Below are 14,633 nucleotides of genomic sequence, written 5' to 3'. Positions count from 1 at the left end.
GCAACCCTTGCGTGCATTGTGCACAAGCGTGCAACACAGACTGCAAAATTTCAGCGTTTAACCCAGGCTGGTTTCATCACACCACACCCGTTATCGACCTGTGATGACAGCCGTCCCCGCGGTGCGGTGTGCCCCCGGAAAGGCCTACACCGTAAAGGTCTCAACCATGCCGCGCAGGTCGCGCGCCTGGCCCAGCAGTGACTGTGATGCAGAAGAGGACTCCTCTACCAGCGCGGCGTTGTTTTGGGTGACGCCATCCATCTGACTCACCGCAATACTGACCTGGGAGATGCCCTGCATCTGTTCACCGGAAGAGAGGGCGAGGTTGTCCATGGCATCGGCCAGTTCACCCACGCGACTGACAATCTTCAGGATGCGCTCACCCGTTCCGGATGCCACCGTCACACCCTCCTCGACCTGGGTTACGGCCTGCTCAATCAGCTGCTTGATATCGCGCGCTGCGGTGGCACTGCGCTGGGCCAGCGATCGGACTTCCCCCGCGACCACGGCAAAGCCGCGGCCATCTTCACCGGCGCGCGCCGCTTCGACGGCGGCGTTGAGCGCCAGAATATTGGTCTGGAAAGCAATGCCTTCGATCACCGACGTGATGTCGCGCACCTTAACGGCACTCAGAGAAATGTCATGCATCGTTTCCGACAGGCGGTGAACATCTGCTTCACCTGCATGGGCCAGCGTGGCGGCCTCGCGCGCTGAGCCCGCCGTCTGCTGCGCGCCTGCTGCGTTGCTTTTCACCGTGGCGGTGAGCTGTTCCATGCTGGCGGCGGTTTCCTGCAGCGCAGCAGCCTGCTGCTCAGTCCGGGATGACAGCTCGGTGTTGCCCTGCGAAATCTCATCGGCCGCCAGCGCGACGGAGGCAGAGGCGTCCTTGATTTGCGTCACAAGCCCGCGCAGGTTGGTCTGCATACCGCTTAACGAGGCAAGCAGGCTGGTGCTGTCACCCCGACGCAGCGTGACCGGCGACGTCAGATCGCCCGCGGCAATCGCCGCAGCCAGTGTCTGAGCCTGGCCTGGTTCCCCACCCAGCTGACGCATCAGAATCCGCGCAATCAATACACAGGTGATGACCGCCGCCAGCATGGAGAGCGCCGCCAGAATAATCAGTATCCAGGTGGTGCGAGTGATCGCACTGGCGTTGTCTGTAACGGCATTCCGATTGTTACGCATCTCAAGCTCGGTCAGATCGTTGATTGCCTTTAGCAGACTCTGCTGAGCGGGGCGTGCGACGGTTAACAGATAGCCAGTGACCTCCTGTTGACGATTTTCCAGCCCCAGTTTCCCTGCGGTCATCAGGGTGGAGAGGGCGGCCTCTTCAGTGGACATGATTCGGCTCATCGCCTCCTGTCCATCCTCACCGCCATCCGCCTGCATCATGCGCGAAAGTTCTTCGCGGTTGCGGATATAAAGTGCCCGCTGTTTTTGCAGACGTTCCCACTCTGGCTTCATCGCGATCGGATCGGTCATCAGGGCAAGGTTACGCACCGCAATGGCCATATCCCGCACGCCGCCTCGCATATCCAGTACAGTCTGGTACTTATTCAGCCGGACATTGACCACCTCGTCCATACTGTTGCGGGCGCTATTCAGCGCATGAATCGCAGTACCCACACAGATAACAAACAGGAGAATAAGCAAGCCAAAACCTGCGCCAAGGCGCGTTGAAATTTTCATCGTTCTTTCCGGGAAAGTCTATTGAGTACCACGATATCGGCAGGCGAAAAGGATTCTGGAGGGTTACAGTTAATTTAATAGCGCACGATTTAATTTTGCATAATAAAAATCACACTCATTTTCATCGTTTTAGGTCAGTAAAGGATGGGCGATGGTGGGGCTGGAATTCCCTTCAATAGACTGATTATCCGACTTTTATCGTCTGGAGATCGTGACCCTTTTGGCGCTTCACTGAGCCAGCCAGAACAGCTGAAATGCACAAAATTAACTGGACGGGCCTGTTAATTTTGCCCGCGCTGCCGATAGAACACTTAGCGGAATGATGATGGAACCGACATAAGCGCGGCTCCGCCAGTCGTTAGCCTTGCTGCCGAAAGGCGGCTGAGAACGCGCGAATGCTATGAGTAGAAATACCACGGGGTGATTATTGTCGGCAGCTTTGCTGACAGGCTATAAGCAGTACACCCCGGTTTTTACTGACAATTAAAACAACAGTCTGACCTTGCCATCACCGGGAACTAACGCATGCGCCTGAAACTTTTCTGGCTCGCAATGCTGAATATTGCGACCATCATTTTACTTTCCACGCTGTGGGAATGCGGGCTGGAGGCGCAGATCTCCAGCCTGCTGGGTCTGAGCTACGATACTAATTTTGAAACCAGCGAGCGGCTGAGGTTTATCCTGACCTCCTCCTCATTTGCTGGACTGGCCATGATTATTCCGGCGCTGCTTATTGCGGGCCTGATCCGTAAAATCCTGGCCGCGGAAAAAAATGCGCTCAGGTTAGCCGGAACCGATGCCCTGACGGGCGTCATGAACCGTCGCGCGTTTAGTGCACACATTGCTGCGCTTGATGCCAGCGGTACGCCCTTTACCCTGACGCTGCTCGATATCAATGACTTTAAAAGTATCAATGACCTGAATGGTCATCGTCAGGGTGATACCACGCTGGTCGCACTGGCCGATCTGCTGACCGCCACGGCGGGCAGCGGGAGTCAGGTATTTCGGATCGGCGGGGATGAATTTGCCATTGTTGCCGACACTTCACAGGCTGAACAGGCGCTGGCCGCCGCCGAAATTTTCTGCCAGCATGCGGCATCTATCCGGACGGGGCCACACACCTTCCTGAGTCTTTCTGCTGGCATTGCCAGCTCAGCCTGCACCGGCCAGGCTGATGTCGTGCGGGCGGCAGACCTGGCGTTGTACGAGGCGAAGCAGGATAAGTGCTCTTATCTGGCCCGATTCTCACCGGACATGGAGCTGCGCTTTCGCCAGCGGGAAAGACTGGAGCAGGAGGTCGTTGCCGCGGTAAGCGGTCATGCCATCGTTCCCTTTCTGCAGCCACTGGTATCACTGCGCACCGGGAATATTACCGGCTTTGAGATACTGGCGCGCTGGATCACGGCGTCGGGCCAGACAGTCTCACCCGCTGAATTTCTGCCGGTAGTAGAGCGGCTGGGGTTGATGGACAGCATGACCGTGGCGCTGCTGCAGGATGCCGTCAGTGCCACCCGGGCATGGCCAGCCGGGCTCTGCCTGTCGCTGAACATTACCCCAGAGCAGCTGCTGAGACCGGCGCTGACCACCTGTTTATCCGGGATTATGCAGCAAGCCGGGCCGGTCATGCTGGAACTTGAAATCACCGAACAGAACGTCATGGCGATTTCTGATGACGCCCGCGAGGCGATTCGTCTGCTGAAAGCGTCAGGCATCGGGGTGGTGCTGGATGATTTCGGAACGGGCTATTCAAACCTGTCGGCATTGCTGGGGTTGGGTATTACTAAAATCAAGATTGATCAGTCGTTTATCGCCGGGATCGTAACCGGAGTGGAGCAGCGAAAAGTGGTGGAAACGCTGCTGGCGCTCTGTCAGGGACTGAATGTGGTGATTACGGCAGAGGGCATAGAAGATGTCGCCACGCTAAGGTGGCTGAGAAAGCGCGGCTGTGATTACGGACAGGGCTATCTCTTTAGCCGTCCGATACCTGCCGGGCAGGCTACGACGCTGCTGGCATCCGCCAATGTAGAAGAGTTGATGCAGGAAGAGGCGGTGGCCGTCAGCTTAGTCAGGGCGCTCGGCTAAAAGCCGCGTGGCATTGTCTGTGGCCTGGCATGAGGCAATAAGCGGGCCAGGCGAAAAGTGCCGGGCCCGCTGTCTCATCAGAACTGATAAATCAGACCCAGCGCGGTAATATCGTCGGTCGCCAGACCGAGCGGATTGTTGTCTTTCAACAGGTTGATACGGTATTCACCGTACACCGACATGTTCTTATTGAAGTAGTAGGTGGCACCCACGGCGGTGTATTTAATGATGTCGGCATCGCCGATATTTTCAATCTCTTTGCCCTTTGATGAGACGTAACCCACGGACGGTCGGAAGCCGTTCAGGAACTGATACTGTGCCACGGCTTCAACGTTCTGCGCTTTGTTAGCGAAGCCGCCCACAATCGGCGTGGCGTTCAGGGTTTCTCCGTACATCGCGGCCAGATAAACCTGGTTCGCATCATATTTGACCGACGTCGCCCAGTGCTGGGCTTTCTCGCCTTCACCGCGAGCGGCCGCGTTTTGCGCCGTGGTGCGATCCAGGCTGGCAAACGCGCCAGCGAAGCTCAGGCCGAAGTCGAAGTCATAAGAGGCGGAGAGGGCGAAACCATCGCCATTGCCGCGACGCACACCGTCGATATTACTGCTGCGATCGTTTTTGCCCTGATACTGCGCGGCAAGGTTTAATCCATCGACCAGGCCAAAGAAATTGCTGTTTCGCCAGGTCAGCACGCCGGTTGAGCGGCCTGAGAGGAAGGCGTCGGTATAACCGGAGTCACCGCCAAAGAACGGCAGCATATCGGTGTAGCTCAGTGCGTCATACACCAGGCCATAGTTACGGCCATAATCCAGCGAACCCGCCTTACCAAATTTCAGGCCGGCATAGCCCAGACGGGTACGGTTAGTGGCCTGTGCGTCACTCCCTTCGGAGTTGTGAAGGCTGTACTGATACTGCCAGAAACCGTAGCCGGTGAGCTGGTCAGTAATCTTAGTCTCGCCTTTGAAACCAAAGCGGGCATAAGAAGAGGTGTCACCATTGTTTTTTTCGTCGTCAGAAAAGAGGTGTGACACGTTAATCTTGCCAACCAGATCCAGCTTATTGCCATCCTTGTTATAAACTTCTGCGGCCTGCGTCGAGGAGAGGCCAATCAGTAACGGCATCACAGCCGCCAGTAAAGTGCGCTTCATCATTTAATTATTACCCTGTATTCATTAATTATTATTCCCCTGTTTTCGGGGTGAAAAGAAAATGACACAAAAAGATAAATTTACAAAGTGGAATATAAGTAACAAATTGTGATTTTTATATTCAGCTGGCTGATAAGCATCAAAAAAGCAGATTGAATAACGGCGTAATAAGATTTTATTCTGGTTTAAATGTAAAATATTTCTATTTTTTCTATAATTATCAATGCAGTTAAATAATCTCAGGCGATAAGTAAAAGTTTTCACTGTACGATTTTAAATCAATCTACTCGCGGATTTAATTATGGCTCATCGGCTGTAAACCGTAAAAAATAATGTTTTTTCTCTAACCATTAGCATGCATATTAATATTTGTTCATTTTTTCATGAATAATATTATCGGTTCAAATAATCACGTCTGAAATAACCCAGTCCGGCATGGTTAAATAATGATCTTTTAGGCGAAAATTTAACCGCAGTAAGACGTGCGGAGTCGTACGACTGCCGCCAGACAGAAAGGTAAAGCGTGTTAACGCTTGTTAGCCAGTTTTCCTTTTTTCAGCTGACTCACCGATCAGGCACTGCACCAGCGTGAGGCAAACTGCGCGAAAACAGGGCGTCAGATGGGCTTTTCTGGAGAGATAGTTTATCAGCGATCACAAAAGCGATATTTCATCCCGCGAATGCATAATTCCGCTATTTAAAACCCCGTTTTGCCGGTGCAATCAGACAATTATTCACTATGTATGCAAATTAAGTGAATATTGTCAGCGTGTAACCTATTGATATTTCGTTATGAAGATCATTTTATGCATTAATTCTCTGGCTGGCACGTTAACTGCACTCTACAGTAGGGCTGCATTACAACATCCTTTAACAATTTTAAAACATAAGCTTTACCTGGCCGGTAAAGAAAAGCAGGAGAGTGGGTTATGGCACTGCACGTTTCACGTCACGATTTCGATCAATGGATGATGCCGGTTTATGCACCTGCGACCTTTATACCGGTTCGCGCGGAAGGCTCTACTGTATGGGATCAAAACGGCAAAGATTATATCGACTTTGCTGGTGGCATTGCCGTCAATGCGTTAGGGCATGCGCATCCGGCGTTACAACAGGCGTTGCAGGACCAGGCCGCACGTTTATGGCACACCGGTAATGGCTACACCAATGAACCCATCCTGCGACTGGCAAAGCAGTTGATTGACGCGACCTTTGCTGACCGGGTGTTCTTCTGTAACTCCGGTGCAGAAGCGAACGAAGCGGCACTGAAACTGGCGCGTAAAGTCGCGCATGACCGTGTCGGCCCACATAAAAGTGGCATTGTGGCGTTTAAGAATGCATTTCACGGCCGCACCCTGTTTACCGTATCAGCCGGTGGTCAGCCCGCTTACTCAAAAGATTTTGCACCGCTGCCGCCCGAAATCCAGCATGCGCCATTTAACGATCTGGCTGCGGCGGCTGAACTGATTAATGACCACACCTGCGCGGTTATTGTTGAACCGATTCAGGGTGAGGGCGGCGTGCTGCCTGCCGATCCGGCGTTTCTGCGTGGACTGCGTGAACTCTGTGATAAGCATCAGGCCGTGCTGATTTTTGATGAAGTGCAGAGCGGCGTTGGCCGCACCGGCTCGCTTTACGCCTATATGCATTATGGTGTCACGCCGGATGTCCTCACCAGCGCCAAAGCGCTGGGCGGCGGTTTCCCCATTGGGGCGATGCTGACCCGCGAAGATCTGGCGATGGTGATGGGCGTGGGCACTCACGGCACGACTTACGGCGGCAATCCGCTGGCGGGTGCGGTGGCCGGTAAAGTGATGGAACTGATCAATCAGCCTGAAATGATGACCGGTGTTACGCAGCGTCACGAGTGGATTGTTGCGGCTCTGGATGAGATCAACCAGCGTCTGCATCTGTTTAAAGAAGTGCGCGGTCTGGGCCTGCTGATTGGTGCAGTACTGAGCGACAACTTTGCCGGTAAAGCCAAAGAGATTAACCTGGCCGCCGCGGAGATGGGTGTGATGGTGCTGATTGCCGGTGCCAATGTCGTGCGTTTTGCCCCGGCACTGAATATCAGTGAGCAGGAAGTCAGGCTGGGTATGGCACGCTTTGCTGAGGTGTGTGAACGCCTGGTACGAGGGTCTGCATCATGATGGTCATCCGTCCGGTTGAACGCGATGACTTAAGCCAGCTGATGGCTCTGGCCGGCAAAACCGGAGGCGGGCTGACCTCGCTGCCCGTTGATAGCGCCACGTTACAGGCGCGTATCGATCGATCGCTGCAGACCTGGGAGGATGCGCTGCCCCGCGCTGAACAGGGCTATGTCTTTGTGCTGGCAGACAGTGAAGATAACCGTGCTGTCGGCATCTGCGCCATTGAGGTGGCAGTCGGCCTGCAGGATCCCTGGTACAATTTCCGCGTCGGTACACAGGTGCACGCCTCGAAAGAGCTGAATGTCTACGCCGCGCTGCCAACCCTGTCGCTAAGTAATGATCACACCGGCAGCAGTGAGCTCTGCACGCTGTTTCTCGATCCCGACTACCGTGACGGCAAAAATGGCTATCTGCTTTCGAAGTCCCGCTTCCTGTTTATGGCTAATTTCCGCGAGCGCTTCACCGACCGGGTGGTGGCTGAGATGCGTGGTATCAGCGATGAGCATGGGCATTCGCCATTCTGGGAGAGCGTGGGCAGTCGCTTCTTCTCAATGGAATTCAGCAAAGCCGATTTTCTTAGCGGCACTGGCCAGAAATCCTTTATTGCTGAACTGATGCCGAAGCATCCGCTCTATATCGACTACCTGACGCCAGAGGCGCAGGCGGTCATCGGACAGGTGCACCCACAAACGGCTCCTGCCCGTGCTGTGCTGGAAGCCGAAGGCTTCCGTTACCTCAACTATGTTGACATTTTTGATGGCGGCCCGACGCTGGAGTGCGATATCAATCACATCCGCGCCATACGTAAAAGCCGTCTGCGCAGCGCAGAAAGGGGTCAAAATCCGGCGGATGCGCCGCTCTGCCTGGTTGCCAATAACAATTACCGCCAGTTCCGTGTGGTGCTGATCCCGGCCAATGCCGACAGCGACAGCGTGCAACTTACGGATGAACAGATGCGGGCGCTCCACTGTCAGCCGGGCGACAGCCTGCGCGTAGTGACGCTCTGCAAAGAGGAGAAAACAGCATGACGCACCTGATAAAGGGAGAATGGCTGGAAGGTGACGCAGAAGTCCTGACTAAAGCGGATCCGGTCAGCGGTGAAACGTTATGGCAGGGCCAGGCGGCATCAGTAGCACAGGTCACGGCCGCTTGTGACGCAGCGCGCGCGGCCTTTCCGGGCTGGGCCAGATGCCCGCTGGCGGAGCGGCAGGTCATCATTGAAAAATTTGCGGCCGGACTTGAGGCCCACAAGACGGAACTGGCAGAAACTATTGCCCGTGAAACCGGCAAGCCACGCTGGGAAGCCCTGACCGAAGTCGGTGCGATGATCAATAAAATTGGCTTTTCGGTGAAGGCGTACCATAGCCGCACCGGTGAGCAGCATGAGGGCGAAAGCTCGCTGCGCCATCGCCCGCATGGCGTGCTGGCGGTATTTGGTCCCTATAATTTCCCCGGCCATCTGCCAAACGGCCATATCGTTCCGGCGCTGCTGGCGGGCAACTGCGTGGTCTTTAAACCCAGTGAACTGACGCCGCTAACCGCCGAGAAAACGGTTGAAATCTGGCTGGCTGCGGGCCTGCCTGCTGGTGTGCTGGCGCTGTTACAGGGCGGACGTGAAACCGGCCAGGCGCTGGCTAATTGTAGCCAGATCGATGGCCTGCTGTTTACCGGCAGTGCCCATACCGGCTATCAGTTGCATCGCCAGTTTGCCGGTCAGCCTGAGAAGATGCTGGCGCTGGAAATGGGCGGTAACAACGCTCTGATTGTGGAAGATCCGGCTGACCTGGATGCGGCCGTTAACATTACATTGCAGTCAGCCTTTATTACCGCCGGTCAGCGCTGCACCTGCGCCCGGCGTCTGCTGGTCAAACGTGGAGGGGTGGGCGATGCATTTCTGCAGCGGCTGGCAGAGGTCGCTGGACGACTGCAACCGGCCGCCTGGAATGCTGAGCCTCAACCCTTTATGGGTAGCGTGATTTCTACGGGCGCGGCAGAGAAGATCATGAGTGAGTGGCAACAGCGGGTTGATGCGGGTGGCGAGGTGCTGCTGGCGATGCGCTGGCCGGATCGTCACAGCGCCATTCTTACACCGGGCATTATCGATTTAACCGGTGTGCCGGGTATCCCGGATGAAGAGGTCTTTGGCCCGCTACTCGGCGTAATCCGCTATGACACCTTTGACGAGGCGATTGCGCTGGCGAACCAGACCCGTTACGGCCTGTCGTGCGGTTTAATCTCGCCTTCACGTCAGCAGTTCGATCAGCTGCTGCTTGAAGCCCGTGCCGGTATCGTCAACTGGAACAAACCGCTGACCGGTGCGGCCAGTACCGCGCCGTTTGGTGGCATCGGGGCTTCGGGCAACCATCGTGCCAGCGCCTGGTATGCGGCGGACTACTGTGCCTGGCCGATGGCCTCACTGGAGACGCCGGACCTGACGCTGCCCGCCACGTTGTCGCCGGGACTTGATTTCTCCGCGTCGGAGAAGAGCGCATGAAGGCAACTGAAGCCAACTTTGATGGGCTGGTGGGATTAACGCACCACTATGCCGGGCTGTCTTTTGGAAACGAAGCCTCGACACGCAACCAGCTGCAGCCGTCGAATCCCCGTCTGGCGGCAAAGCAGGGGTTGCTGAAGATGAAAGCGCTGGCCGATATGGGCTACGTACAGGGAGTGATCCCGCCGCACGAGCGGCCGAATATTGCGGCGCTGCGTCAGCTCGGCTTCAGCGGCAGCGATGAGCAGGTGCTGGCGGCGGCCGGGAAAACCGCACCGGGATTACTCTCCGCCGCCAGCTCTGCGTCGGCGATGTGGGTTGCCAATGCCGCGACGGTTTCTCCGTCCGCAGACAGTCTGGATGGCCGTGTTCACCTGACGGTGGCAAACCTGAACAACAAATTCCACCGGGCGATGGAAGCGCCAGAAACCGCGTGGCTGCTGCGTTCCATCTTCCGCGACGATCGCCATTTTGCCGTGCACGATGCGCTGCCGCAGGTGGCGATGTTTGGTGATGAAGGGGCGGCTAACCATAACCGTCTCGGCGGTGACTATGGCGAACGCGGCGTGCAGCTGTTTGTCTATGGTCGCGACAACAGCCATGAGGGCAAAGCGCCGCAGCGTTATCCGGCGCGTCAGACCCGCGAGGCCAGCGAGGCGGTAGCCCGTCTGCATCAGCTCTCACCCGAAAGCATACTGTTCGCTCAGCAGAATCCTGCGGTGATCGATCAGGGCGTGTTTCATAACGATGTGATTGCGGTCAGCAACCAGCAGATGCTGTTCTGCCATCAGCACGCCTTTGTTGATCAGCCTGAACTGCTCGCGCAGCTTCGGGCGCGCGTCCCCGGTTTTGTCGCACTGGAAGTGCCGGCAGACCGGGTCTCGGTGAAAGATGCGGTAGAGACTTATCTGTTTAACAGCCAGCTGCTGAGCCGGCCTGACGGCACGATGATGCTGGTGCTGCCGGAGGAGTCACGCCAGCATCCGGGAGTCTGGCGTTTCCTGTGTGAACAGGTCGAGGCTGATACACCACTAAAAGCCCTGAAGGTATTTGATCTGCGCGAAAGCATGTATAACGGAGGGGGTCCAGCCTGCCTGCGTTTGCGGGTAGTGCTGACGCCAGAGGAGCAGCAGGCAGTGAATCCGGCGGTGCTGATGAACGATAAGCTCTTCAGCACACTGAATAACTGGGTTGACCGTCATTACCGCGATCGCCTGACGCAGGCCGATCTGGTCGACCCACAGTTGCTGCGTGAGGGACGCGACGCGCTGGATGAACTGACGAAGCTGCTAGACTTAGGAAATGTATACGCATTTCAGCAGTGAAGCAGGGGGACAGCACAGTCTGCCATCTGCTCAGGGCGCAAAGGAGGAATGATGCAGGACTTTTTACAGCAAACGCTTTCCGGCGAGGTGCCGCATAAGCGTAGTGGTGAAACGGCGCATCTTCGCTGGCAGTGGTTGTATCACGGCATACTGTTGATGGAGCCGACGGTGCCGGTTAAACAGGCGCTGGTGCTTTCTGCCGGGATCCACGGCAATGAAACGGCCCCGGTAGAGATTGTGAACCAGCTGATTAACCCGCTGTTACGGGGTGAAAAGCCGTTACAGCAGCGCATGCTGGTGATTCTGGGTAATCCCTCAGCGCTGCGTGCCGGTAAGCGCTATGTGCGTTATGACATTAACCGGCTTTTTGGCGGACGCTGGCAGCAGATTGATGATGGTGATGAGGCCCGCCGCGTGCTGCGGCTGGAGCAGGCGCTGGAAACCTTCTGGCAGCTGGGCGAGTGCGATGAGACGCGCTGGCATCTCGACATGCATACCGCCATTCGCGGTTCGTATCATCCTCAGTTCGGCGTGATGCCACAGAACGAGCGCCCCTGGCCGCCTGCGTTTCTTGAGTGGCTGGCCGCTGCGGGGCTGGAAGCGCTGGTGTTTCATCGCTCGCCGGGTGGCACCTTCACGCATTTCAGCTGCGAGCACTTCGGTGCGGCCAGCTGTACCCTCGAACTGGGCAAAGCGCTGCCGTTTGGCGAGAACGATCTCACTCAGTTCAGCGCAGCGCAGCAGGCGCTGGCGTCATTACTCTATGGCGAAACGATGCCTGCCGCGACGGTGAAACCGCGCCACTATCGGGTTGCGCAGCAGATCACCCGACTGAGTGAGCACTTTACGCTCCATATGTCGTCGGAAACGCTGAACTTTACCGCGTTCCCGCAGGGAACGTTGCTGGCGGAGGATGGCGATACGCGTTATTACGTGCAGCAGGCGCGGGAATATGTGCTGTTCCCCAACCCCAACGTGGCCGCCGGGCTGCGTGCCGGACTGATGCTGATTGAAGAGGGTGAACAGACCCAGGCGCTACCGGTCTGATGCCTGCATTTACCGGCGCAGGCCATCGGCGCTAAAAAATCGACAGGAAAAGCGGGATATCGTCTTCCGCTTTCCTGTCGTAACCCTTACAATCCTCCATGATTTCTGCCAGATTCGCTTTAAATTCATAAACTTTTTCAATTCCTCACGCCTTTCTTCTTATTCTCTTCATGATTGCCCGTTTTTTATCTTTTATGCTTTCACGGCTTTACTCAGGCTCTGAGTAGTTGACGTTCAGCGTCGTATGCTTGTTTCCGAAGACGCGACAGAGTGCTGTCGTCATTATCATGAATTATAAGGACACTATTATGCGCAAACTGACTTCCCTTTTACTGGCTTCTTCGCTGGCGTTTGGTGCAGCCAGCGCCGTCCATGCAGCAGCAGATAACCTGACCCCACCGCCAGCGGGCAGCGAAAAGGCGATGCACAAACCGCCAATGCGCCACGGCATGGATATGATGTTTAAAGGTCTGAACCTGACCGAAGCGCAGAAAACCCAGATGCGCGACATCATGAAAGAGAGCCATAAAGATATGAAACGTCCGTCACTGGACGAGCGCCGTGCGGCTCACAGCATTATTGCGTCTGATAGCTTTGACCAGAGCAAAGCCGAGGCGCAGGCAGATAAGATGTCCGCCAATGCGAAAGAGCATGCGCTGAAGATGCTGGAAACCCAGAACAAGCTTTATAACGTGCTGACGCCGGAGCAGAAGAAACAGTACAACGCGAACTTTGAAAAGCGTCTGACTGAGAAAGGCCCGCACGAGGATAAGATGGCACCGCCAGCAGAATCCGCTGAATAACATTCGTTAAGCGAACGGTCTGAGACCGCCGACGCTGTCCACTGAGAGTGAGTGGGCAGCGTCGGCGGTTTTTTTACAGGGGGAGAATAGGGTAGACACCCGACAGAATCGGGCGGCAGAGGATTTTGTAGCCGTCGTGATCAAAACCCCCTTTGGGCCGCTGCAATTTTCTGGCCTCATCCATGCTGCTGACCGAACCGAGATAGAACCAGTGGTCGATGACATGGATTTGCGTCATCTCTTTGCCTTCCTCCACCAGACCTACGGCACCCTGCCACGGCCAGCAGAAAACCCGCACATTTTCCAGCGCTTCCAGCAGTCGATCCTGATGATCGCTGACCGGCTCTTTACCGCAGCAGGCTCCTGCACAGCGGCGCAGAGCCGAACGGAAGCAGCCGCGTCCCGCACTCAGCGCTTCCAGACCCAGTAGCCCATGACAGAGCTGATACTCATCCGCCAGTTGCTTAAGCCGTTCCAGCGCCGCAAAGCGACTGCGATAGAGCCCAAAGAGGTTGGGTGACTGGCTGAAATCGAGATCTTTTGCGTAAACCACAGTCGGTTTGCCGTCGGTAATCTGTAGCGAACAGAGCTGGCGGTTTTTGCGCAGTCGCTTGTTGAAAAGCGGCTGCTGGGTTTTGATCATCTGCGCTTCCAGCAGCAGCGCACCGAGATCGCCTGCGGTAGGGATCCAGCTGACGCGCCGTGACTGGCGCAGCATTTTCGCCTCGTCCGGGGTGCGGAAATGGGACATCACCCGCGAACGCAGATTGACACTTTTACCGATGTAAAGCGGCAGTGACTCACTTTCGCCATGAAAGGTATAGACGCCAGGATGATTCGGCAGGCCTTCCAGCCATTCACGCAAGTGTTCGGGATATTGATAAATTGTATTCGCGTCGGGTTCGGGGCGAAGAATGGCAGCACGTCTGACCAAAATGGACTCCACTTACTGGTTGTCCATACAGCATAACAGGCAGGTGAAATGATCGCCAGCCGTCTGATTACAGTCGTCGTGTCGCCAGCCAGCAGATCAGCGACCCCAGGGTGATCATCGCCACACCCTGCCAGAAGGCAAGCGGAGGCGTCAGGCCGAGCCACAGCGATCCCAGCAGGGCCGACAGCACTGGCGTGAAGTAGGAAGCGGTGGCCAGCAGCGTCAGATTGCCCTGTTGAATCCCATGATTCCAGGCGGAATAGGCGATAGCGGTCGAGAGGCCGACAAACAGTACCTCCATCATCGGCACCAGATCGAACGTTAGCGGCACAGGACGATCGCCGAAGGCATATTTCAGCCACAGCGCCAGCGCGGTGAGGATAAAAAACAGCGTAACGCCGTTCGAACCCCGGGCAAAACGGCGGGTAAGGTTGTTGTAGACCGCCCAGGTCAGGGCGGCAATAAAGGCGAGTGCATAGGCAACAGGGTTGCGCAGCATATTCTGCCACAGCAGCGCGGGCGAGCTGCTGCCACTGCCTTTCATCACCCAGACGATCCCCAGGAGTGACAGCAGCAGTCCGGGCCAGAGCCAGACGCGGAAGCGCTGCTGATTAAACGGAATGGCCAGCACGATGGTCAGGCAGGGCCAGAGATAGTTGATCATCCCCAGCTCCAGCGACTGGCTGCGATCGCTGGCCAGCCCGATAGCCAGCGCCAGACAGATTTCATAACCGACAAAAAGCGCACCGCCCAGCCACAGGTAGAGGGCGGGCAGCGCGCCAGGTCTGGGCAGGCCACGAGTCAGGCAAAGCAGGATCGCCGTGGTGGTGTAGATCAGCGCCGCGCCGCCGGTGGCGCCAAAGGCTTCACTGACGCTGCGCAGCAGACCCACAGTGGTGCTCCAGAGCAGAATGGCGATAAGCCCGATGAGGGTGGGGCGCGAAACGGTGGCAGGCATGCA

The 14,633-nt window shown here is 56.3% G+C and carries 11 protein-coding genes; 7 read left to right on the top strand and 4 right to left on the bottom strand.

Annotated elements, in window-relative coordinates; translation table 11 throughout:
- Positions 1-144 precede the first annotated feature (144 nt).
- Positions 145-1,689 carry a methyl-accepting chemotaxis protein gene (locus HZZ01_RS06100; RefSeq protein ID WP_179895922.1) on the bottom strand — a complete coding sequence of 515 codons (1,545 nt, stop codon included), beginning with the start codon at positions 1,687-1,689 and terminating at the stop codon, positions 145-147.
- 525 nt (positions 1,690-2,214) lie between these two features.
- On the opposite strand from HZZ01_RS06100, the gene HZZ01_RS06095 reads away from it, so the two are divergent.
- The gene (locus tag HZZ01_RS06095; protein WP_179895921.1) at positions 2,215-3,771 is read left to right on the top strand and encodes a bifunctional diguanylate cyclase/phosphodiesterase; all 1,557 of its coding nucleotides are present in this window, start codon (positions 2,215-2,217) and stop codon (positions 3,769-3,771) included.
- A 77-nt stretch (positions 3,772-3,848) separates the two neighbouring features.
- On the opposite strand, the gene HZZ01_RS06090 is transcribed toward HZZ01_RS06095, so the two are convergent.
- Positions 3,849-4,922, bottom strand: coding sequence for a porin (locus HZZ01_RS06090; protein WP_304622167.1), 1,074 nt, complete (start codon positions 4,920-4,922; stop codon positions 3,849-3,851).
- Between the two features lie 926 nt (positions 4,923-5,848).
- Between HZZ01_RS06090 and HZZ01_RS06085 the strand changes: the two genes are divergently transcribed.
- From HZZ01_RS06085 to spy, 6 genes are all read left to right on the top strand, one after another.
- Entirely contained in the window at positions 5,849-7,069 is a 1,221-nt protein-coding gene (locus tag HZZ01_RS06085) for an aspartate aminotransferase family protein (protein WP_179895920.1), read from the top strand.
- Positions 7,066-8,097, top strand: a complete 1,032-nt coding sequence (gene astA / locus HZZ01_RS06080; protein ID WP_179895919.1) for an arginine N-succinyltransferase — start codon at positions 7,066-7,068, stop codon at positions 8,095-8,097. The genes HZZ01_RS06085 and astA overlap by 4 nt, the downstream gene beginning before the upstream one ends.
- A complete protein-coding gene (gene astD, locus HZZ01_RS06075) occupies positions 8,094-9,563 on the top strand; it encodes a succinylglutamate-semialdehyde dehydrogenase (protein ID WP_179895918.1) in 1,470 nt (489 codons plus the stop codon). Before astA ends, astD begins: the two co-directional genes overlap by 4 nt.
- Positions 9,560-10,888 carry an N-succinylarginine dihydrolase gene (gene astB / locus HZZ01_RS06070; protein ID WP_179895917.1) on the top strand — a complete coding sequence of 443 codons (1,329 nt, stop codon included), beginning with the start codon at positions 9,560-9,562 and terminating at the stop codon, positions 10,886-10,888. Before astD ends, astB begins: the two co-directional genes overlap by 4 nt.
- A 51-nt stretch (positions 10,889-10,939) precedes the next feature.
- Entirely contained in the window at positions 10,940-11,935 is a 996-nt protein-coding gene (astE, locus tag HZZ01_RS06065; protein WP_179897073.1) for a succinylglutamate desuccinylase, read from the top strand.
- A 308-nt stretch (positions 11,936-12,243) separates the two neighbouring features.
- Positions 12,244-12,738, top strand: coding sequence for an ATP-independent periplasmic protein-refolding chaperone Spy (gene spy / locus HZZ01_RS06060; RefSeq protein WP_179895916.1), 495 nt, complete (start codon positions 12,244-12,246; stop codon positions 12,736-12,738).
- Positions 12,739-12,811: 73 nt separating this feature from the next.
- Here spy and cho read toward each other — a convergent pair whose 3' ends face one another.
- Together cho and yddG are read right to left on the bottom strand one after the other, a co-directional pair.
- On the bottom strand, positions 12,812-13,672 hold the full coding sequence (gene cho, locus HZZ01_RS06055) for an excinuclease Cho (protein ID WP_179895915.1): 861 nt from the start codon (positions 13,670-13,672) through the stop codon (positions 12,812-12,814).
- Between the two features lie 67 nt (positions 13,673-13,739).
- Entirely contained in the window at positions 13,740-14,630 is an 891-nt protein-coding gene (yddG, locus tag HZZ01_RS06050) for an aromatic amino acid DMT transporter YddG (protein WP_179895914.1), read from the bottom strand.
- Positions 14,631-14,633 lie beyond the last annotated feature (3 nt).

Origin of the sequence: Pantoea sp. WMus005 (assembly GCF_013415305.1) — a bacterium.
In the GTDB taxonomy this organism is placed as follows: domain Bacteria; phylum Pseudomonadota; class Gammaproteobacteria; order Enterobacterales; family Enterobacteriaceae; genus Pantoea; species Pantoea rara.
Note: the sequence above shows the minus strand (reverse complement) of the source record. Positions and strands in the feature narration are given on the sequence as shown.

What these genes read in the sequence shown, in the direction of transcription:
- HZZ01_RS06100 (WP_179895922.1), bottom strand. Translation starts at nt 1,689, where the DNA reads ATGAAAATTTCAACGCGCCTTGGCGCAGGTTTTGGCTTGCTTATTCTC.
- HZZ01_RS06095 (WP_179895921.1), top strand. Translation starts at nt 2,215, where the DNA reads ATGCGCCTGAAACTTTTCTGGCTCGCAATGCTGAATATTGCGACCATC.
- HZZ01_RS06090 (WP_304622167.1), bottom strand. Translation starts at nt 4,922, where the DNA reads ATGATGAAGCGCACTTTACTGGCGGCTGTGATGCCGTTACTGATTGGC.
- HZZ01_RS06085 (WP_179895920.1), top strand. Translation starts at nt 5,849, where the DNA reads ATGGCACTGCACGTTTCACGTCACGATTTCGATCAATGGATGATGCCG.
- astA (WP_179895919.1), top strand. Translation starts at nt 7,066, where the DNA reads ATGATGGTCATCCGTCCGGTTGAACGCGATGACTTAAGCCAGCTGATG.
- astD (WP_179895918.1), top strand. Translation starts at nt 8,094, where the DNA reads ATGACGCACCTGATAAAGGGAGAATGGCTGGAAGGTGACGCAGAAGTC.
- astB (WP_179895917.1), top strand. Translation starts at nt 9,560, where the DNA reads ATGAAGGCAACTGAAGCCAACTTTGATGGGCTGGTGGGATTAACGCAC.
- astE (WP_179897073.1), top strand. Translation starts at nt 10,940, where the DNA reads ATGCAGGACTTTTTACAGCAAACGCTTTCCGGCGAGGTGCCGCATAAG.
- spy (WP_179895916.1), top strand. Translation starts at nt 12,244, where the DNA reads ATGCGCAAACTGACTTCCCTTTTACTGGCTTCTTCGCTGGCGTTTGGT.
- yddG (WP_179895914.1), bottom strand. Translation starts at nt 14,630, where the DNA reads ATGCCTGCCACCGTTTCGCGCCCCACCCTCATCGGGCTTATCGCCATT.